13 protein-coding genes are annotated in these 20455 nt (G+C 68.0%); 1 reads left to right on the forward strand and 12 read right to left on the reverse strand.

Going from position 1 to position 20455, the window contains the following annotated elements:
- Window positions 1–15 precede the first annotated feature (15 nt).
- The gene (locus tag A8M77_RS11310) at window positions 16–3219 is read left to right on the forward strand and encodes a bifunctional cytochrome P450/NADPH--P450 reductase (protein WP_086921556.1); all 3204 of its coding nucleotides are present in this window, start codon (window positions 16–18) and stop codon (window positions 3217–3219) included.
- A 4-nt stretch (window positions 3220–3223) separates the two neighbouring features.
- Here A8M77_RS11310 and A8M77_RS11315 read toward each other — a convergent pair whose 3' ends face one another.
- The 12 genes from A8M77_RS11315 to A8M77_RS11375 form a co-directional block, all read right to left on the reverse strand.
- On the reverse strand, window positions 3224–4414 hold the full coding sequence (locus tag A8M77_RS11315; RefSeq protein ID WP_086921555.1) for a trans-sulfuration enzyme family protein: 1191 nt from the start codon (window positions 4412–4414) through the stop codon (window positions 3224–3226).
- Window positions 4411–5781: a pyridoxal-phosphate dependent enzyme gene (locus tag A8M77_RS11320; protein WP_086921554.1), complete on the reverse strand. Its 1371-nt coding sequence runs from the start codon at window positions 5779–5781 to the stop codon at window positions 4411–4413. Before A8M77_RS11320 ends, A8M77_RS11315 begins: the two co-directional genes overlap by 4 nt.
- A gap of 445 nt (window positions 5782–6226) precedes the next feature.
- Window positions 6227–6694, reverse strand: a complete 468-nt coding sequence (locus tag A8M77_RS35160; protein ID WP_143694580.1) for a hypothetical protein — start codon at window positions 6692–6694, stop codon at window positions 6227–6229.
- A 1-nt stretch (window position 6695) separates the two neighbouring features.
- Window positions 6696–11120 (reverse strand): RHS repeat-associated core domain-containing protein, encoded by a 4425-nt coding sequence (locus tag A8M77_RS11335; protein ID WP_086921551.1) that lies wholly within the window; start codon window positions 11118–11120, stop codon window positions 6696–6698.
- Between the two features lie 162 nt (window positions 11121–11282).
- A complete protein-coding gene (locus tag A8M77_RS11340; protein WP_086921550.1) occupies window positions 11283–13802 on the reverse strand; it encodes an ABC transporter permease in 2520 nt (839 codons plus the stop codon).
- Window positions 13803–13848: 46 nt separating this feature from the next.
- The gene (locus A8M77_RS11345; RefSeq protein WP_086921549.1) at window positions 13849–14727 is read right to left on the reverse strand and encodes a formate dehydrogenase accessory sulfurtransferase FdhD; all 879 of its coding nucleotides are present in this window, start codon (window positions 14725–14727) and stop codon (window positions 13849–13851) included.
- On the reverse strand, window positions 14724–15110 hold the full coding sequence (locus tag A8M77_RS11350; protein ID WP_086921548.1) for a hypothetical protein: 387 nt from the start codon (window positions 15108–15110) through the stop codon (window positions 14724–14726). The genes A8M77_RS11345 and A8M77_RS11350 overlap by 4 nt, the downstream gene beginning before the upstream one ends.
- Complete coding sequence (locus tag A8M77_RS11355; protein WP_086921547.1) at window positions 15107–16321, reverse strand: formate dehydrogenase subunit gamma; 1215 nt, start codon at window positions 16319–16321, stop codon at window positions 15107–15109. Before A8M77_RS11355 ends, A8M77_RS11350 begins: the two co-directional genes overlap by 4 nt.
- 16 nt (window positions 16322–16337) lie before the next feature.
- Window positions 16338–16589 (reverse strand): hypothetical protein, encoded by a 252-nt coding sequence (locus A8M77_RS11360; protein ID WP_086921546.1) that lies wholly within the window; start codon window positions 16587–16589, stop codon window positions 16338–16340.
- Window positions 16586–17206 (reverse strand): formate dehydrogenase FDH3 subunit beta, encoded by a 621-nt coding sequence (fdh3B, locus tag A8M77_RS11365; RefSeq protein WP_086921545.1) that lies wholly within the window; start codon window positions 17204–17206, stop codon window positions 16586–16588. Before fdh3B ends, A8M77_RS11360 begins: the two co-directional genes overlap by 4 nt.
- 10 nt (window positions 17207–17216) lie before the next feature.
- Window positions 17217–20201: a formate dehydrogenase subunit alpha gene (locus A8M77_RS11370; RefSeq protein WP_086921544.1), complete on the reverse strand. Its 2985-nt coding sequence runs from the start codon at window positions 20199–20201 to the stop codon at window positions 17217–17219.
- A 12-nt stretch (window positions 20202–20213) separates the two neighbouring features.
- Window positions 20214–20432 (reverse strand): formate dehydrogenase, encoded by a 219-nt coding sequence (locus A8M77_RS11375; protein ID WP_086921543.1) that lies wholly within the window; start codon window positions 20430–20432, stop codon window positions 20214–20216.
- Window positions 20433–20455 lie beyond the last annotated feature (23 nt).

Here is a 20455-nt window from a genome sequence, read left to right on the forward strand (position 1 = left end):
CACGCGGAGGCCGGCATGACGCGCACGGTTCCCATCCCCCAGCCCAAGGGCGACCCCTTCATCGGCAACCTTCGCTCCGTCGACGGTGAAGCGCCGATCCAGGGCTTCATGCGCCTGGCGCAGACCTACGGGCCGATCTTCCAGCTCGACTTCTTCGGCCACCCGCTGATCGTGGTCAGCTCGCAGGAGTTGGTCAACGAGGTGTGCGACGAGAAGCGCTTCGACAAGCGCGTGGCGGGCGCACTGAAGAACATCCGCGACTTCGCCGGCGACGGCCTGTTCACCGCCAGGACAGACGAGCCCAACTGGGCCGTCGCGCACCGGCTGCTGATGCCGGCCTTCGGCCCCATCGGCATCCGCGGCATGTTCGACCGCATGCTGGACATCGCCGAGCAGATGGTGACGCGCTGGGAACGCTTCGGCCCCTCCCACGTGATCGAGGTGACCGAGGACATGACGCGCATGACCCTCGACACCATCGCGCTGTGTGCCTTCGACTACCGCTTCAACAGCTTCTACCAGACGGAGATGCACCCCTTCGTCGGCTCCATGGTCGATGCGCTGGCCGAGGCCGGCGCGCGCACGCGGCGGCCCGAGATCGCCAGCAAGCTGCTCCTGCGCACGCGCCGCGCCTACGAAGACGACCTGACGCTGATGCGCCAGATCGCCGACGAGCTGATCGCCGAGCGCAAGCGCGACCCGGAGGGCGCGCAGAAGAAGGACTTGCTGGGCATCATGCTGCAGGGGCGCGACCCGGTCACGGGCGAAGGCCTGTCGGACGAGAACATCCGCTACCAGCTGCTCACCTTCCTCATCGCCGGCCACGAGACGACCAGCGGCATGCTCTCGTTCGCCACCTACTTCCTGGTGAAGAACCCGCGGGTGCTGGCCAAGGCGCGCGCCGAGGTGGACGCCGTGCTGGGCGACGAGGTGCCGCGCATCGAGCACATCGGCAAGCTGCGCTACGTGGAGCAGGTGTTGATGGAGGCGCTGCGCATCTGGCCCACCGCGCCGGCCTTCTCGCTGCGCCCGAACGAGGACACCGTGATCGGCGGGCGCTACGCCATCCGCCGGCGCGACACGGTGATGGTGCTCAGCGCCATGCTGCACCGGGACCCCAAAGTCTGGGGCGACGACGTCGAGGCCTTCCACCCCGAGCGCTTCGATCCCGAGTCGATGGCCGCGCTGCCGCCCAACGCCTGGAAGCCCTTCGGCAACGGCCAGCGCGCCTGCATCGGCCGGCCCTTCGCGATGCAGGAGGCGGTCCTGCTGATGAGCCTGATCCTGCAGCGCTTCGACCTGATCGAGGACGACCCTTCCTACCAGCTCAAGGTGGCCGAGACGCTGACGCTCAAGCCCGCGGGCTTCCGCATCCGGGTCAAGCGGCGCGGCACGAGCTCGTTCAAGCCGCGCGGCCTGCTGGCGCCGCAGAAGGCCGCTGCACCCGCGCAAGCCCCTGTCGCCGCGCCCGCACTGGCGCCGGGCGTGCAGGCCACGCCGCTGCTGGTGCTGTACGGCTCCAACACCGGCTCCTGCGAGGCCTTCGCCGAGCGCATCGCCAGCGATGCCGGCGCGCAGGGCTATGCGGCGCAGGCGGCTTCGCTGGACGACCATGCGGGCAGCCTGCCGACCGAGGGCGTGGTGGTGATCATCACCGCCTCCTACGAGGGCCAGCCGCCCGACAACGCGCGCCAGTTCGCGGCCTGGCTGGACACGCTGTCGCAGGAGCCAGGGAAGGCGGACAGCCTGAAGGGCGTGCGCTATGCCGTGTTCGGCTGCGGCAACCGCCAGTGGGCCCGCACCTACCAGGCGGTGCCGCAGCGCTTCGACGCCGCGCTGGAAGCCGCCGGCGCCACCCGGCTGCGCCCGCGCGGCGAGACCGATGCCGGCGGCGACTTCTTCGGCGCCTTCGACGAGTGGTACGCCGCGCTGTGGACCGACTTCGGCCAGGCGCTGGGCAAGCAGGTGAAGGCCACCCCGGCCGGCACGCAGTTGCAGGTGGAGCGCCTCAAGGACGGCCGCGCCGCCCTGCTGCGGCTGGGCGACCTGCAGCACGGAGAGATCAAGGAGAACCGCGAGCTGGTGGACCTGCGCTCGCCCATGGGCCGCTCCAAGCGCCACATCGAGATCGCGCTGCCGCAGGACATGAGCTATCGCGCGGGCGACTACCTCTCGGTGCTGCCGCACAACCCCATCGGCGTGGTGATGCGCGCGCTCAAGCGCTTCGACCTGGCCTCCGACAGCCAGATCATCATCCGCAAGCCCGAGAGCAGCCTCACCTCGCTGCCGGTGAACCACCCGGTCAATGCGAGCGAGGTGCTGTTCAACTACGTGGAGCTGGCCCAGCCCGCGACCCGCGGCCAGGTGGCCACCCTGGCCGACGCCACCGAAGGCCCGCAGCAGGCCGAGCTGCGCGCACTGGCCGAGGAAGGCGCCTACCAGCGCGACGTGCTGGCCAAGCGCGTCAGCGTGCTGGAGCTGCTGGAGCGGTACCCGGCCTGCGGCCTGGACCTGGCCACCTTCTTCGAGATGCTGCCGCCGGCGCGGGCGCGCCAGTACTCCATCTCCTCGTCGCCGCTGTGGAACGCCGAGCGCTGCACGCTCACCGTGGCGGTGGTGGACGCACCGGCGCTGTCGGGCCGCGGACGCTACCAGGGCATGGCCTCCACCTACCTGGCCAACTGCGTGCCGGGCACGCGCGTGGTGGTCGCGGTTCGCTCGTCCAACGACCTGTTCCATCCGCCGGCCTCGCCCGAGGTGCCGATGGTGATGGTCTGCGCCGGCACCGGCCTGGCGCCCTTCCGCGGCTTCCTGCAGGAACGCGCCATGCAGGCGCAAAGCGGCCGCAGCGTGGCGCGTTCGCTGCTGTTCTTCGGCTGCGACCACCCGGACGTCGACTTCCTCTACAAGGACGAGCTGGCCGGCTGGGAAGCAGCCGGCGTGGTCAGCGTGCGGCCGGCCTTCTTCAAGGCGCCTGAAGGCGAGGTCAGCTTCGTGCAGCACCGGGTGTGGAAGGACCGCGCCGACGTCTCGGAGCTGTTCCGCAAGGGCGCGCACGTCTACGTCTGCGGCGACGGCCGCCACATGGCGCCCGCCGTGCGCGAGACCTTCGTCCGCATCTACCAGGAGGCCGTGGGCGCCACGCCCGAAGCGGCCGAAGCCTGGGTGGAGAAGATCGAGCGCGAGAGCGGGCGGTACGTCTCCGACGTGTTCGCCTAGAACGTCAGATCTTCGCCAGCGCCTGGGCCAGGTCGGCGCGCAGGTCTTCCAGCGCCTCCACGCCCACCGACAGCCGCACCAGCCCGTCGCCGATGCCCAGGCGCGCACGCGTCTCGGCCGGGATGGTGGCGTGGGTCATGATGGCCGGGTGCTCGATCAGGCTCTCGACCCCGCCCAGGCTCTCGGCCAGCGAGAAGATGCGCACCGCCTCCAGGAAGCGGCGCGCGCCGGCGAGGTCGGTGCGCAGGTCGATCGAGATCATGCCGCCGAAGCCCTGCTGCATCTGCCGCTTCGCCAGTTCGTGCTGCGGATGCGAGGGCAGGCCCGGGTAGTGCACGCGCGTCACCTGCGGCTGCGCCTCCAGCCATTGCGCCAGCGCCATCGCATTGCTGCAATGGCGCTCCATGCGCAGCGCCAGGGTCTTCACGCCGCGCAGGGTGAGGAAGCTGTCGAAGGGCCCGGCAATGGCGCCCACCGCGTTCTGCAGGAAGCCAAGGCGCTCGCGCAGCGGCGCATGGCGCTCCTCTCGGCCGACCACCGCCACGCCGCCGATGACGTCCGAATGGCCGTTGAGGTACTTGGTGGTGGAGTGCACCACGACGTCGAAGCCCAGCTCCAGCGGGCGCTGCACGAAGGGGCTGGCGAAGGTGTTGTCGGCCACGCAGAGGATGCCGCGCTCGCGGCAGATCGCGGCGATGGCGCGCAGGTCGGCCAGTCGCAGCAGCGGGTTGGTCGGCGTCTCCACCCACACCATGCGCGTCTCGGGGGTCAAGGCCTCCAGCAGACGCACCGGGTCGGTCAGGTCGACGAAGCTGAAACGATGCCCCGCGCTGCGAACGCGCACGCGCTCGAACAGGCGGAAGGTGCCACCGTAGACATCGTCGCCCGAGACGATGTGGGCATTGGCATCCAGCAGCTCCAGCGTGGTCGAGATCGCGGCCAGGCCGGAGGCGAAGGCGAAGGCCGCGGAGCCGCCTTCCAGGTCGGCCACGCAGCGCTCCAGCGCCCAGCGGGTGGGGTTGTGCGAACGGCCGTAGTCGAGGCCCTTGTGCACGCCCGGGCTCTGTTGCACGTAGGTCGAGGTGGCGAAGATGGGCGGCATGATCGCGCCGGTCGCGGGCTCGGGCGACTGGCCGGCGTGGATCACGCGGGTGGCGAAATCGAGTCCGCCATGGGGGTCCTGGTCCTGGCTCACTTCAGCTTTCTCCGGAGATGGTTCAGAAGGTCGGTGCGGGTGATGAGGCCGTGGAAGCCGTCCTCGTCCGAGATCATCGCGACCAGCCCGCGGTCGAGCACGGCCTCGAGCTCGGCCAGGCTGGCGCTGGCCGGCAGGGTCTCGGGCAGGTCGGTCATGGCGTCCTTCACGCTCGAACGGAAGCGGTCCGCGTCGGTGTGTACGCAGAGGAGCAGGTCGGACTCGTCGATCACGCCGATCAGCTGCGTGCCATCCAGCACCGGCAGCTGCGACACGTCGGCCAGGCGCATGCGCTGGAAGGCGGTGAGCAGTGTGTCCTCGGGGCCGACGCTGATGACGCTGCCGTCCTCGAAGCGGCGCGACACCACGTCGCGCAGGTCGCCGAAGCGCTGGCGCTCGAGCAGGCCCTGGTCGAGCATCCACTGGTCGTTGTAGACCTTCGAGAGGTAGCGCGTGCCGGTGTCGCAGACGAAGCTGACCACGCGCAGCGGTTGGGTCTGCTCGCGGCAGAAGCGCAGCGCGGCGGCCAGCAGCGTGCCGGTGGAAGAGCCGGCGAGGATGCCCTCGGCCCGCAGCAGCTCGCGGGCGGTGCCGAAGCTCTCCTCGTCGGTGATGGAGTAGGCCTTCTTCACGCCGGAGAGGTCGGCGATGCCGGGGATGAAGTCCTCGCCGATGCCCTCGACGGCCCACGATCCGGCCTCGCCCACTTTGCCGCTGCGCGTGTATTCGGCCACCACCGAGCCGGCCGGGTCGGCCAGCACGAAGAAGAGCCCGGGCTGCACCTCGCGGAAGTAGCGCGTCAGCCCGGTGACGGTGCCGCCCGAGCCGACGCCGACCACGATCGCGTCCACGTCATGGCCGGTCTGCTGCCAGATCTCCGGGCCGGTGCTGGAGGCATGCGCCAGCGGGTTGTCGGGGTTGTTGAACTGGTCGGCGAAGAAGGCGCCCGGGATCTCCTTCGCCAGCCGCGCCGCGTAGTCCTGGTAGTACTCGGGATGGCCCTTGCCGACATCGGAGCGCGTGGTGTGGACCTCGGCACCCAATGCCTTGAGGTGCAGCACCTTCTCGATGGCCATCTTGTCGGGCACCACCAGCACCACCCGGTAGCCCTTGGCCCGCGCCACCAGCGCCAGGCCCAGGCCGGTGTTGCCGGCGGTGGCCTCGACCACGGTGCCGCCGGGCTTCAGGCGGCCATCGCGCTCGGCCGCGTCGATCATCGCGAGGCCGATGCGGTCCTTGATCGAGCCGCCGGGGTTCTGCGACTCGAGCTTGAGGAACAGCGTGCAGGGGCCGGTGTCCAGGCGCGTGATGGGCACCAGCGGCGTGTTGCCGATCAGGTCGAGGACGGCGGGGCGGGTCTCGGTCATGCGGTCACCTCTCGCGACCATGCTAACCCGCCCGCACTAAAGTAGCAGTAGGCGAGTGTCGCGAACCGCTTGCCGCGCCATGTCACATCGTGCAGATCACTCGCAGCGATTCGGAACACGAGATACAGGGCCGCCAGCACAGCCACCGCCGCAGATATGACCAGGATGTGCTCCACCTTGCCCACCCATGGTGCGCTTCTCCCTTGGCTCGGTTTTCTTGGGGCTTTGACAGAAACTGCTGCAGCGCCGCTTCTTGCTGCGGGGTCGGGGCATCAGTCGGCAGGCTTGACTTCAAACTTCAGACACCCTCGCCCCTTCGGGCCATCACTCGTATCTCCACTGCTTGCTCCTGGGTCAACATCGACGGCCAAAAGGCCGTCATCCTTACCCAGGTGGGTCACTTTTACTTCGGCGCAGTGGGTCAGTATTACTTCGGCGCCAACATCTAGCGCCGCTCGCCTATCCAAGTGGCCAAGTCATACACGGCAAGCACATTGCCAGGAACGGTTCGAAGAGCTTCTTGGTCGTTCCGATTCAAAAGCTCTCGTTGCGTTAGAGGCAAAGCCCCCCTCAACAATGACTCGAGCATCTCTCGCGTTTCCTTTTCAAGCTGAGAGTTCTTGCCTGCGGCTCGCCGCAGAGGTATCACCCCAAATACGTCATTGACCACGTACATTTTCTGCAGAGACCGCTCGACCTCTAAGGATCCGACACGCTCGACGGTTAGCTTCTTGCCGTTCGCGCCACGTACTTGGACTGCCATCGAGCCACCATCCGCCCCGGCGCGAGTGCTCGTGATAGTCACAGGTTGCGTCAGTTCGTGCGGATCGGCTATGTCGCCATATGCGAACACCCCAGCCCACACAGCCACCAACAATACGCTGGCAATCAAAACAAGTTTTTGCTGCTTCACTTCATTGCCTCCTAGGAGAACGAGTCACCCACTGTCCTGGAGAACCTTTGAAGCCTCCCCAGTACCAACCCCAGATACCACCAAATCCATACCCTCCGCTCATGCGAGGAAGCATTTCCAGATAGCCATCTGGTCCAGTGACAGGCACTCCGAGTTGATCTGCTAGCTTCTGATTGAACCCGTTGTCCGCGCCAACGTAACAGGCTTTGACGGTTATCGGCATACCAGGCTTCCATAAGCCAGATTTTTTGATGAGGTTGGCAGCTTCGTTGGGACCCAAGGCCTTTGTCGTCCCATCTCTCTGATCGGCAATTGCAGAGTCATTCCCGTGACCATACAAGATGAGAGTTCCCTGAATATCAGGATCAGAAGCGGCCGAACCTTGCAGTGCAAAGTCGCGTGGATTTCCAAGCACAAGTTTCTCGAGACCCCAGGGATCCATGTAGCTCAGAGGATTGCCGTCGACATACAGGTAGCCGTTTGGCCCGCCCGCCCAACCAATCGGATCAAACTGCGTGTACCGCCCGATCCTCGGGTCAAGGCTGCGGAAACGGTTGTCAAACAGCCCGCTTTCTTTGTCGTAATACTGCCCCGGCCAACGCAGGTTCATCACGACCTCAGAGATGCCCGTCGTCCCCGGATTCGGATTGATGTCCAGGTTCGCGAACCGGTACTTCGCCAAGGTCGGCGCGTTGTCGCCGAAGGCACTGTACGCCCACTGCCAGACTGCTTGGCCGGTTGAGTCCGTGAGGCGCCTCGGGGTGTTGAGGTGGTCGCTGTGCACCGCGTAGAGCTGGCCGTTGATGACGGCCGCAACCGGCATCGGTCCACTCGCCGTTGGCAGGTAGATGTAGCTCGTGCTGCCCGTGCTGTTGGCTCCACCCGTGCCCGTCTCCGCCAGCAGACTGCCGTCCTCGTCGTACATGAAGGCAAAGCCCTGCTTCTCCGCTTCCGTGGTGTTCGGCCCCCACAGCTTCGTGAAGAAGTTCAGCAGACTCTGGAAGAAGCCCGGGTCCGTTTCATCACCCTCTGCGGGCGGATACAACGGCTCGGTTTTGAAGACCCGTTGTCCCAGCGCGTTGTGTGCATAGCGCGTGGTCGGGCTGGCATCGGTGGCCCCCGTGGTCGCGGCGCTCAATCGCCCCTCGGCGTTGTAGCTGTAGGTCCTCAGCCCATCGCTGATCAGATCCCCGTTGGCGTTGTACGTGTAGGCCACATTCGTCGTGGTGCCGCCCGCGCTCTGACTGAAGCCGTCCAGCCTGTTGCTGCTGCCGTTGATTGTGTAGCCGCGGCCGGTGGTCTGCCCGCCCTGCGTCTTCGTGCTCGCGCTGCGGTTCCCATTGGCGTCATACCCGAAACTCGTCTGGCTCCCCTTGGCATTGAACCCGGTGATGCGCCCGACGCTGTCATAGCTCACGTTCCAGGTGCTGTTCGCGCTGGCGATGCTGCTGTGGGTCGGATCGCTGTCTCCAGGCAGCAGCAGCTTCTGCGTCAGGCTGGTGATGCGCCCGGCCGCGTCATACACGTAGTTGGAGAATTCGGTGCTGGTCATCCGCCCGGCGGTGTCGTAGCTGCGGCCGGCACCGAGGGTCTGACTCACAAATGGCCAGTTCCACGCGGTGGGCTGGCCCATCGGGTTCCAGGCCAGCCCTGCAACGACCGGACTGCCGTTCCTGTTGATCTGGATGAGACGGCCGGTGGCGTCGTACAGGTAGTCCAGTTGCGACCCGTCGGGGTATGTGATGCTGGCGAGCTGCCCGGCCAGGGTGTAGCCATAGACGACCCGCTGGCTCAGGCCGTTGACCAAGGTCTGGATCTGAACGCGGACACGGCCGAACACATCCCGCGTGTAGGTGGTGGTGCCGCTGCGGTCGGTGAAGGATGTCAGGTAGCCCTTGGAGCCCTTGGCCTTGTCGTAGACCAGGCTGGTGGTCTGGCCGTCGGCGAAGGTGATGAGGATCGGGCGGCCCAGCAGGTCGCGCTGGATCTGAGTGGCCTGGCCCATGGCATCGGTGATGCTGCTGGGCAGGCCTAAAGCGTCGTACTGGGTGCGGGTGGTGCCGATGTCGGCGCTGCTCTCCGAGGTGGCGTTGCCCAAGGCATCGCGGGCGTAAGTGGTGGCCACGCCCTTGAAGTCGCTGGCCCGGGTGACGGCATCGAGGGCGTTGTAGCCGAGGGTGGCCGTGGCATTGGCTGCGTTGGTGATGGCCTTGATGCGGCGCAGGGGGTCGAGGCCGTAATGGGTGCTCTGGTTCAGGCCATTGGTCTCGGAGACCCGCTCACCGTTAGCGTCGTAAGCAAAGCTGTCCGTCTGGTTGGGGCCTGCGGTGCTGGCGGCGAGGCGATTAAGGCTGTTGATGCTGCGCGCCGTCGTCCAGGCCACTGCGCCGGCACTGTTCCTGACCTGCTCGGCCGTGCGGTTGCCCATCGCATCGAGGGTGTAGCTGCCGCTTTCGCCGCGGTTGTTGCTCCAGCCGGTGAGACGGTGAGCAGAGTCGTAGGCGTAGGAGAGCGACAACCCATCGGGCAAAGTCTGGGTGTCGAGCAGGCCCGTGGGCTGGTAGCTCAGCGTGGTGGCGGGCTGGTTGCCGACGGTCTTGCTGAGGAGGCGATCGCGGGTGTCCCAGGTGTAGCTGGTGACCAGGCCGTTGGGGGCGATGGTGGCGATGAGGCGGTTGGCGCTGTCGTAGGCGTACTGGGTGACGTGGCCCAGGGCGTTGGTGGACTTGACCAGGTTGCCGCTGGGGTCGTACTCGAAGGTGGTGAGGGCGCCGTTGGGCGCGGTCTCGGTGGCGGCCAGCCCTTGCGCGTTCCACGTCCAACGCCAGGTGCGGGTGGTGTTGGGTGAAGAGGCGGTGTCGGTGATGGCCCGCGAGAGGGTGTTGCCCTTGTCGTCGTACGTGTAGGCGGTGGTGCGGCCAGCCTGGGTGATCAGCACCGGCAGGGAGAAGGTGGCGTGCCACTGCGTCGCGACGGTCTGGGCCTCGGGTGTGCCGGCAGCGCGAGTGACCGAGGCGGGCAGGCGGCGTGCGACGTCCCATGTCGTGTCTGTCTTGACGCCCTTGAAGTCGGTCTCGCTGGTGATCAGGCCGTTGGCGTCCTGAGTCCGTGAGGCGGCATCGCTCCCCCCGGTGCCGGAAGGCAAGGAGCTGCCAGCGACGGCCAGCTTGTTCTTGTTGCTGCCATAGACGTAGCTGCGCTCGGTGCCCAGGGGGTCCCGGACGCTGGCGCTGTTGCTGTCGGGATAGGAGACGTCGTAGCGCTCGGCGCCCCCGGCCAGTTGGGTGCTCGTGGCACGGCCCAGGCTGTCGTACCCGAAGCTGCCCCAGCGCACGCCGCTCTCGTCGACGATGCCGGTGAGGGCATGCGGGTAGCTGCTGTTCTCGTACAGATAGCCGCGGCTCTTGCCGTCGGGGTAGGTCACGAAGGCGAGCCGATCCATCGTGTCGTAGGAATAGCCGATGGTGCGGCCATCGGGCGTGGTCACGGTCGAGAGCCGGCCCGCGCCGTCGTAGCCCAGGGACAGAGTACGACCGAAGCCATTGTGGACCATGGTCAGGCGGCCCGAGCTATCGTGGCCATACGTGGTGACGAAGCCGCCACGCTCGGTCTTGGTCTGCAGCCTGCCGGACGAATCAAAGGTGAGCTGGGTATCGTTGTCTGCGCGCTTGTAGATCCAGCCTGAGGGGGTCGCGCTCAGCGAGTCCGCACTGTTGTCTGCGGTCCAGATTGCGCTCGAGGGCGCCTTCGAGAAGGTGCGCCGATGGCCTTCGGGGTCGATGATGGCGAAGGTCTGGGAAGTCACGCCAAGCTGCAGTTGGAAGGAGAGGCTGTGGTTCCAGGCGACCCCCAGCCCGGTAGGGAGGCCGGGCCTGCTGCTCCCCCAGTTGCTGCGATAGAAGCGTGTCATGCCGAGCGCAGCAGGCCCGGAGTCCGTCCAGTCGGTTTCGGCACGAATCTTCTCGGCACCGGCGAGGAAGATGGGATTGCCGGAATACGACCCTGCGCTACAGGAATCCTGCTCCGACTCGGGGGGCGTCGCCGAGACGCACCGCAGTGGAAAGGCTGAAGGATCGGCCTTGTAGCCGGAGGAGCACTTGCACGATGGCGCCTCCCAGGCGCGAATCCAGGGCTGGGAATGGGGGTCTTCGCAATCGACAGCGCTCGCGTCTATCGTCCCGAGGTAGTCGTCGTCGTTGGGGTTCTGTGTCAGGTAGTACTGGCAGGTCGTCGGGCTGTGGCTGGGGATGAAGTAGCCCAGCTCGGGAAATTTGTACGCCCTGCACAGATCGTCCATGCTCTGGAATATCGGGACATCCGAAAAGGGCCGGTGTCCCGAGAAGTAGTACCACGTCGTCGCATTCGCCTGTCCCGCGAAACACGCGAGCACGATAGGCATGGCGTGCCACAGTTTCTTGTTGATCATTCCGCTCCCTGGGTTGTTGCTGCCCGGACATGGGCGGCGAGACCCTAAGGCACGCTGACGGAAATACGCGCGCCGTGCGACAAAGCGCGAGAAATCGCCTTGCAGTGATCAACTTTAGGGGTACAGCGCAACTCGGATCACGACGTGCGCCTGAGTGCGAACCTATTCCGCTGCGCGCCTCAAGGTATCCACCACCGGCCTGTTCAGCACCTCGCGCAGCCCCCACCACCCGGCCGCCAACGCCAGCACGGCGCCCGCCAGCGAGCCGGCGATCGGCACGAGCGGCGAGGCGGTCCAGGTGAAATCGAACACGTAGCGCGCCAGGCCCCAGCCGATCACGGACGCCACGATGCTGGCCAGGAAGCCGGCCAGCAGGCCCACGCCGAGCAACTCGGCCCGCTGCACCTGCCGCAGCAGGCTGCCGCGTGCGCCGACCGCGCGCATCACCGCGAACTCGCGCGCCCGCTCCTCGCGCGTGGCGGTGACGGCCGCGAACAGCACCACCAGCCCGGCCGCGAGCGTAAAGCCGAACAGGAACTCCACCGCCCGGATCACCTGGTCCAGCACGCGCTGCACCTGGCCGATGGTCGCGCTCATGTCCACGTTGGTCACGTTGGGGAAGGTGCGCACCAGCGCGTTGTCGAAGCCCTGGCGGTCCGGCGCGCGGAAGGCGCTCATGTAGGTGACGGGCACGTCGGCGCCGAGCGAATCGACCGTGTACATCACGAAGAAGTTGGCATGCATGGAGCCCCAGTCCACCTTGCGCACGGAGGTGATGCGGGCATCGTTCTGCTGGCCGCCGACGTCGAAGCGCAGGCGGTCGCCGAGCTTGAGGCCGAGGGTCTCCATCAGGCCCTCCTCGACGCTGACCTCGCCCGCCCTGCCCGGCTCCCAGCGGCCGGCCACCACCTCGTTGTGCGACGGCCGCTCCATGGCGTTGCTGAGGTTGAACTCGCGGTCCACCAGGCGCCGCGCCCGGTCTTCCGTGTAGTCGTCGGGCGAGACGGGGCGATCGTTGATGGCCACCAGCCGGCCGCGGATCATCGGGTACCAGTCGTACTTCTTCACGCCGCCGGCCTGCAGCGCCTGGCGGAAGGCTTCGCTCTGGTCGGGCATGACGTTGATGACGAAGCGGTTGGGCGCATCCGGCGGCGAGGCGCGGCGCCAGCTCGCGACCAGGTCGGTGCGCAGCAGCACCAGCAGCACCAGCGCCAGCAGGCCCACGGCCAGCGCGCTGACCTGCACCACCGTGTAGGCCGGCCGGGCCGAGATCTGGCGCGTGGCCAGCACCAGCCAGCGCGGCGCGGTCGTTTCGTTGACGCTGCGGCGCAGCAGCAGCACCGCGGCCCAGCTCAGCAGCGCGAACAGCGCCACCGCGCCGGCGAAGCCGCCGACCGCGATCAGGCCCAGCTTGATGTCGCTGCTGGCGGCCAGCAGCAGGGCCGCGAAGCCGGCCACGCCCACCGCCAGCACCGCGATCGAGGCCGGCTTGAGGTTGCCCACGTCGCGGCGGATCACGCGCAGCGGCGGCACCTGCGCCAGCTGCAGCACCGGCGGCAGGCCGAAGGCGAACAGCAGGGTCAGCCCCATGCCCAGGCCGAAGGCCACCGGCCACAGGCTGGGCGCGGGCAGCGCGGCCTCGACCAGGCCGGCCAGCAGCAGCACGAAGACGTAGTGCACGGCGAAGCCGATGGCCACGCCGAGCGCACTGGCCGCCAGGCCGATCAGGGCGAACTCGAAGGCATAGGCCTGCGCGATGGTGCGCTGGCTCTGGCCGAGCACGCGCAGCATGGCGCAGTCGTCCAGGTGATTGGTCGCGAAGCCGCGCGCGGCCAGCGCCACGGCCACGGCCGACAGCAGGGCCGCCAGCAGGGCCACCAGGTTGAGGAATTTCTCGGCGCGGTCCAGGGTCTGGCGCATCTCGGGCCGGCCGCTCTCGAAGGAATCGAGGCGCACGCCGCGCAGCTCGCCCTTCTTGAGCAGTGCGTCACTCCATTCGCTGAAGCGCTTGACCGCCGCTGCCTCGCCCGCTACCGCAAAACGGTAGCTCACGCGACTGGCCGGCTGTACGAGGCCGGTGCGCGGCACGTCGGCCTGGTTGAGCATCACGCGCGGCGCGAAGCTCATGAAGCCGGCGCCGCGGTCGGGCTCCAGCGTGATCACGCGCGCGATGCGCAGGCGGGCGTCGCCCAGCAGCACGGTGTCGCCCACCTTCAGCGCGAGGCCTTCGAGCAGCGGGGCATCGACCCAGGCCTCGCCCGGCGCGGGGATCTCGCGCGTGGGCGCGCCGGGGCCCGCGGGCGCCGCGCTCACCTGCAGGTTGCCGCGCAGCGGGTAGCCCGCCTCCACCGCCTTGAGCGCGACCAGCTTGGTCGCGCCGCCCTGCTCGTCCGTGGCGCGCGCCATGGTCGGGAAGCCGTAGGTGCTCGCAGTCTGCAAGCCCAGCGCGCGGGCGCGCTCGATGAAGACGGCAGGCGTCGGGTTGTCGCTCGCGACCACCGCGTCGCCGCCGATCAGCTGGCGCGCATCGCGCTGCAGGCCGCCCTTGAGCCGGTCGGCGAAGAAGCCGACGGCCGTGAGCGCGGCAACGGCCAGCAGCACGGCGACGATGAGAAGGCGCAGTTCGCCGGCGCGCAGGTCGCGCCAGAGGGTGCGCCAGCCGAGGCGGAGGGAGGCGTTCATGGTGCCCGACGATAGCCGAGGCGCGGCACCGGGCCAACCGAAGGGCTTAGACGCCGTCGGGCCGGGCCGGCAGCCGGGCGCCGGCCAGTCCCGGCTGCAGGATCAGCCGATCGCTCCCCGCATAGCACACGAAGCGCTTGTTCGTGGCCCTTCCGATCGCACACAGACCCACCTTGGTCGCGACCTCGTGCCCCATCTGCGTCATGCCGCTGCGCGAGACCACGATCGCCACGCCCATCTGCGCCGACTTGATCACCATCTCGCTGGTCAGGCGGCCGGTGGTATAGAAAATGCGGCCGCCCTCGAGCTGGCCGGCCGGCTGCATCGCGATCCAGCCGGCGATGGTGTCGATGGCGTTGTGCCGCCCCACGTCCTCGACGAAGCAGCGCATCTGCGCATCGTCGTCGCCCTCACCCAGCGTGAACAGGGCGCAGCCGTGCACCGAGCCGGCTGACTTGTAGGTGCTCTCCTGGAGCCGGATCGCGTTGACCAGCGCGTAGAGCTGCGACTGCCGCATGCGGGTGTCGGGCAGTTCCAGGCGCTCGATGCCGGCCATCAGCTCGCCGAACACGCTGCCCTGGCCGCAGCCGGTGGTGACCACCTTCTTGGCGGTGCGCTCCTCGATGCGGTCGATGCCGGCATGCGTCTTCACCGCGGCGGCATTGACCTCCCAGTCGACGGTGATCGACTCGACGTCGGCGGCCGATTCGATCAGCCGCTGGTTCAGCAGGTAGCCGAGCACCAGCAGCTCGGGCTGCGCGCCCAGCGTCATCAGCGTGACCAGCTCGCGCCGGTCGACGTAGACCGTGAGGTCGCGCTCGGCGGGGATGGAGACCAGGCCGCGCTCGCCATGCTCGTCGATGACCTCGACCTCGCGCGTCAGCGGCGCGCGCGCCGAGCTCAGGCGCGGGAGCGCACGGGTCACTGCTTGGGCGTCGGATTCGCCGCTGCGGCCGGCTGCTGCGTGCTGGGCGGAGAGCTCGCCGTGCCGGGCGGCGAATGAGCGCCCGCGGCCTCGATCGGTTTCTGGTCCGGCGGCGTGTAGGCGAAAGGCCCGGGGTCGGCGCAGGACCCCGCGGGGGCCGGCGGCAACTGCTTGCCGGCGGCGGTGGCGCTCGCACGATAGCGCGCCGCCACCCTGTCCTGCGCCTGGCAGAGCTGGTAGGCCTCGACCTTGCCGCTCCACGCGGTGCGCGCCGCGGTCTCGGCCGCCTTGGCCTGGGCCTCGGGCGTGGCCGCCGGTGCGGGCAGCTTGGCGTATGCGCTTCCGGCCAGCACCAGGCCACAGGCGATGACGATCTTCTTCATGAGGGATTTCCTTCGACCCGGACGCTGCCGACCGTGGCGCCCGCCCGCGCCTCCTGGCTGCGCTGCGCGGGGATCTTGCCGGCGGCCACGTCCTCGTACCAGTACGCATGATGTTCGCGCGCCCAGGTCTCGTCCACGTAGCCGTGGCGCATCGCATCGTAGGCGCCGTTCATGCCGAGGGTACCGATGTAGATGTGGCCCAGGATCATCGCCATCATCAGGATGGTCGCCACCGCGTGGATCATGTGGGCGATCTGCATCTCGCCCCGCGTATAGACGAAGCCGGGGAGCAGCTTGTCGAGGAACAGGCCGGAGCCGGCCACGATGCTGCCCAGCACCAGCACGCCGCCCCAGAACACCACCTTCTCGCCGGCATTGAAGCGGTGCGAAGGGGGCTCGTGGCTGCGCCCGAAGAGGCCACCCGCCTTCATCACCCATTTCAGGTCGTAGGCCCGCGGCAGGTTGTCGCGCACGAAGGTGATGAACATCAGCACCAGCGTCACCACGAACAGCGGCCCCACGAAGTTGTGGACGGTCTTCAGGGCGTAGGTCAGCCAGCCGAACAGCGCCGCGCCGATCACCGGCAAGAGGAAGAACTTGCCGAAGGCCATCACCAGGCCCGAGACGGCCAGCGTGACGAAGGCAATCGCATTGGACCAATGGGTAGCGCGCTCGAAGGGCGTGAAGCGCTCGATCCTGCGGCCTGTCTCGGCGCCGTGCAGCCGGATCGCTCCGTGGGTGAAGTAGTAGATCGCGATCGCCAGAACGACGACGAAAAGCAGGGCCGCCCCATAGGGAATGATCCAGTCGTTGCGCACCTGGCGCCAGGCTTCGCCGGCATTGGTGAAACGCGAGCCCGGGTACTGCACGAAGGGCTGGATCAGGTTGCCGGCCTCGGGCGCCTGCGCATGCGGGAGGCTGCTGTAGCCGGTCACGCCCTGCCCCACCTGGCGCCACATCGGCGCGTTGTTGCCGGGCTGCACCTTCTGACGCTCGCCGTTGCTCTGCGCCAGGTAGTTCGGGTCGGCGCTGGCCTCGGGCTTGACCTCGAAGATGTTCTGGCTCTTGATGCCACCCGGCGCGGGCGCTGCGGCAGGCGCCGGCGGTGCCTCGGTGACGGCGCCGCCGGCGGCCGGACCTTGCGCCTGGGCCGCGGCGATGCCGCAGGCGAGGCCGGCCGCGAGGACCAGCGCATGCAGGGCTTTGTTCATGCCGCCTCCATCGCGCTCAGTTGTCGCGGGTGTAGTCGTTCTGGCCGTTCTGCGCACGGGTCTTGAGCTGCTGCTCCCAAGCGCCCTTGTCGCCCACCTTCCAACCAGAGGCGGTGAAGGCGGTGCCGGTGTCGGCCTTCGTGCCGGTGCCTGTCCAGGGTGCGGCATCGAGCTTCACACCCTCCGCGTTGGTCTGCGGCTTCTCGCCACAGGCCGCGAGCAGCGCGGCGACCGCCACCATCGCCGCCAGACGTGCGGCGCGCCTCACTTGGTGCCCCCGTTGGTCGGCGTGCCGGCCTGCTGCGAGCCGTAGGCCGTGCCCCAGCCCCAGACCTCGGCGCCCTTGCCGCGATGCAGCACGCGGGTGCGGAAGATGTCGGCCACCACGTCGCCGTCGCCGGCCAGCAGGGCCTTGGTGGAGCACATCTCGGCGCAGGCCGGAAGCTTGCCCTCGGCCAGGCGGTTGCGGCCGTACTTCTCGAACTCGGCCTGCGAGCCGTTGGCCTCGGGGCCTCCGGCGCAGAAGGTGCACTTGTCCATCTTGCCGCGCGCGCCGAAGGTGCCCTTCGACGGGAACTGCGGCGCGCCGAAGGGGCAGGCGTAGGAGCAGTAGCCGCAGCCGATGCAGACGTCCTTGTCGTGCAACACCACGCCTTCCTCGGTGCGGTAGAAGCACTGCACCGGGCACACCGCCATGCAGGGCGCGTCGGAGCAGTGCATGCAGGCCACCGAGATCGACTTCTCGCCCGGCACACCGTCGTTCAGGGTGACCACGCGGCGCCGGTTGACGCCCCAGGGCACCTCGTTCTCGTTCTTGCAGGCCGTGACGCAGCCGTTGCACTCGATGCAGCGCTCGGCGTCGCAGACAAACTTCATTCTTGCCATTCAGTGCCCCTCAAGCTTTCTCGATGTTGCAGACGGTCGTCTTCGTCTCTTGCATCATGGTCACGCTGTCGTAGCCGTAGGTGGTCGAGGTGTTGATCGCCTCGCCGCGCACCACCGGCGCCGCGCCCGCCGGGTAGTAGGGCAGCATGTCCGCGCCCTGCCAGTGGCCGGAGAAATGGAAGGGCATGAAGACCGTGTCCGGCCCCACCCGCTCGGTGACCAGCGCCTGCACGTTGAGCTTGGCGCCGGTGGGCGTGTGCACCCAGGCGCGCTCGCCGTTGCGGATGTTCTTCTCGGCCGCCACCTTGGGATTGATCTCGATGAACATCTCCTGCTGCAGTTCGGCCAGCCAGGGGTTGGAGCGCGTCTCCTCGCCGCCGCCCTCGTACTCGACCAGCCGGCCCGAGGTCATGATGTACGGGAACTTCTCCGCCACCTTGTCCGCGATGTTCTTCTGCTGCACGCTCTTGTAGAGGGTGGGCAGGCGCCAGAAGGCCATCTTGTCGTCGTGCGTGGGGTACTTGGCCATGAGGTCCGGCCGCGTGCCGTAGAGCGGCTCGCGGTGCTGCGGGATCGCATCGGGGAAGTTCCACACCACTGCCCGTGCCTTGGCGTTGCCGAAGGGGTGGCAGCCGTGGTTCTTCATGAACACCCGGATCATCCCGCCCGAGGAGTCGGTCTTCCAGTTCTTGCCCTCGGCCTTGGCCTTCTCGGCGTCGGTGAGCTCGTCCCACCAACCCAGCTTCTTGAGCAGCATGTGGTCCAGCTCCGGGTAGCCGGTGGTGATCTCCGCGCCCAGCGAGCACGAGCCGTCCTCGGCCAGCAGATTCTTGCCATTGCGCTCCACGCCGAAGTTGGCGCGGAAGTTGCCGCCGCCGTCCATCACGTGCCTGGAGGTGTCGTAGAGGTTGGCGCTGCCCGGGTGCTTGAGCTCGGGGGTGCCGTAGCAGGGCCAGGGCAGGCCGAAGTAGTCGCCCGTGAGGTCGTAGCCGTTGACCTTGTCCTTGCCGGACCTGGCGCGCAGCGTGCGCACGTCGAAGGCGCCCATGTTGCGCATGTGGGCCTGCAGGCGCTCGGGGCTCTGGCCGGTGTAGCCGATGGTCCAGGTGCACTTGTTGATCTCGCGCAGGATGTCGTCGGGGATGGGTTCGTCCATCCCGTTGACCTTCTGCATGCGGTAGTTCTTGCTGAGCTCCTTGCCGAAGCCGAGCCGATCGGCGAACTGCTGCATGATCATGTGGTCGCTGCGGCTTTCCCACAGCGGCTCGATGACCTTCTCGCGCCATTGCAGCGAGCGGTTGGAGGCGGTGACCGAGCCGCTGGTCTCGAACTGCGTGCAGGCCGGCAGCAGGTAGACCGCGCGCTTGGGATTCTGGTCCTCCGGCCGCCCCGGCATGGCGGCCATGGCCGCGGTGGCCGAGGGGTACGGGTCCACCACCACCAGCAGGTCCAGCTTGTCCATGGCCCGCTTCATCTCGAGGCCGCGGGTCTGCGAGTTGGGCGCATGGCCCCAGTAGAAGACGCCGCGCAGGTTGGCGTCCTGGTCGATCAGCTCGTTCTTCTCGAGCACACCGTCGATCCAGCGCGAGACCGTGATGCCCGGCTTGGTCATCATCGCGGGCGACGAGAACTGCTTCTTGATCCACTCGTAGTCCACGCCCCAGGTGGCCGCGAAGTGCCGCCAGGCGCCTTCGGCGATGCCGTAGTAGCCGGGCAGCGAGTCGGGATTGGGGCCGACGTCGGTCGCGCCCTGCACGTTGTCGTGCCCGCGGAAGATGTTGGTGCCGCCGCCCGACTTGCCCACGTTGCCCAGGGCCAGCTGCAGGATGCAGGAGGCGCGGACGATGGCGTTGCCGATGGTGTGCTGCGTCTGGCCCATGCACCAGACGATGGTGCCGGGCCGGTTCTCGTTCAGCCAGGTCGCCACCTTGAGCACCTGGGCCTCCTTGACGCCGCAGGCCTCCTCGACCTTGTCGGGCGTCCACTTGGCCATCACCTCGGCGCGCACCTCGTCCATGCCGTAGACGCGGTCGTTGATGTACTTCTTGTCTTCCCACCCGTTCTTGAAGATGTGGTGAAGCACGCCGAACAGGAAGGGAATGTCCGAGCCGGAGCGGATGCGCACGTACTCGTCGGCCTTGGCCGCGGTGCGGGTGAAGCGCGGATCGACCACGATCACCTTGCAGCCGTTCTCCTTGGCGTGCAGCAGGTGCAGCATGCTCACCGGGTGCGCCTCGGCGGCGTTCGAGCCGATGTAGAGCGCGACCCTGGCGTTGCGCATGTCGTTGTACGAATTGGTCATGGCGCCGTAGCCCCATGTGTTGGCCACGCCGGCCACCGTGGTCGAGTGGCAGATCCGCGCCTGATGGTCGCAGTTGTTGCTGCCGAAGAAGCTGACGAACTTGCGCAGGAGGTAGGCCTGCTCGTTGTTGTGCTTGCTGGAGCCGATCCAGTACACGGCGTCGGGCCCGCTGGCCTGGCGCAGTTCCTTGAGCCTGGCCGTGATCTCGTCGAGCGCCTGATCCCAGCTGATGCGCTGGTACTTCCCGTCCACCAGCTTCATCGGATAGCGCAGGCGGTATTCGCCGTGGCCGTGCTCGCGCAGCGCGGCGCCCTTGGCACAGTGCGCGCCCAGGTTGAGCGGCGAATCGAACACCGGCTCCTGGCGCACCCAGACACCGTTCTCGACCACGGCATCGGCGGCGCAGCCCACCGAGCAGTGGGTGCACACGGTGCGACGGACCTCGATCTTGCCCCCGCCGATCGCGGGCGCCCTGCCCTCGGCGGCATCGGCCTTGCGCATCAGGGTGAGCTGGCCGGCGGCCAGGCCCACGCCCACGCCCAGCCCCGAGCGGCGCAGGAAGGCGCGCCGGTCCATGGTCGGCAGTGCGCCGGCCAGCCCGCGGCGCAGGCTGTGGACGAAGGGCGAGGTGGAAGAAGAACGGGAAGCAGCGCCCTCATGCGCGGCGCCACTGGATTTGCGGGTCAACAGCATGGCATGGGGTCCTCAGGCCGAAGTGCTCTGGTAGTAGCGCTTGACGTGTTCGCTCAGCGTGTAGCCCCCACCCTTCTCGGGCGCAGGTGGGAGCGTGGAAGCGGCAGTGGCTGGCGCCTCCACCCGTGGCAGCACCGTGACGGCGGCCGCGGCGGCGCCGACCGAGGCGGCGCCCAGAAAGAAGCCCCGACGGGATGCCGGCTGGGGGCCGGCGGATTGGCTGTCCTGCATGCGAACTCCGGGAGTGGCTCTGT

This window comes from Variovorax sp. JS1663, assembly GCF_002157355.1.
Taxonomy (GTDB): domain Bacteria; phylum Pseudomonadota; class Gammaproteobacteria; order Burkholderiales; family Burkholderiaceae_C; genus Variovorax.

Excerpts from the sequence above, each read along its gene's own strand:
- A8M77_RS11335 (WP_086921551.1), bottom strand. The coding sequence starts at position 11,120 with ATGATCAACAAGAAACTGTGGCACGCCATGCCTATCGTGCTCGCGTGT.
- fdh3B (WP_086921545.1), bottom strand. The coding sequence starts at position 17,206 with ATGGCAAGAATGAAGTTTGTCTGCGACGCCGAGCGCTGCATCGAGTGC.
- A8M77_RS11375 (WP_086921543.1), bottom strand. The coding sequence starts at position 20,432 with ATGCAGGACAGCCAATCCGCCGGCCCCCAGCCGGCATCCCGTCGGGGC.
- A8M77_RS11355 (WP_086921547.1), bottom strand. The coding sequence starts at position 16,321 with ATGAACAAAGCCCTGCATGCGCTGGTCCTCGCGGCCGGCCTCGCCTGC.
- A8M77_RS11320 (WP_086921554.1), bottom strand. The coding sequence starts at position 5,781 with ATGACCGAGACCCGCCCCGCCGTCCTCGACCTGATCGGCAACACGCCG.
- A8M77_RS11350 (WP_086921548.1), bottom strand. The coding sequence starts at position 15,110 with ATGAAGAAGATCGTCATCGCCTGTGGCCTGGTGCTGGCCGGAAGCGCA.
- A8M77_RS11370 (WP_086921544.1), bottom strand. The coding sequence starts at position 20,201 with ATGCTGTTGACCCGCAAATCCAGTGGCGCCGCGCATGAGGGCGCTGCT.
- A8M77_RS11310 (WP_086921556.1), top strand. The coding sequence starts at position 16 with ATGACGCGCACGGTTCCCATCCCCCAGCCCAAGGGCGACCCCTTCATC.
- A8M77_RS11340 (WP_086921550.1), bottom strand. The coding sequence starts at position 13,802 with ATGAACGCCTCCCTCCGCCTCGGCTGGCGCACCCTCTGGCGCGACCTG.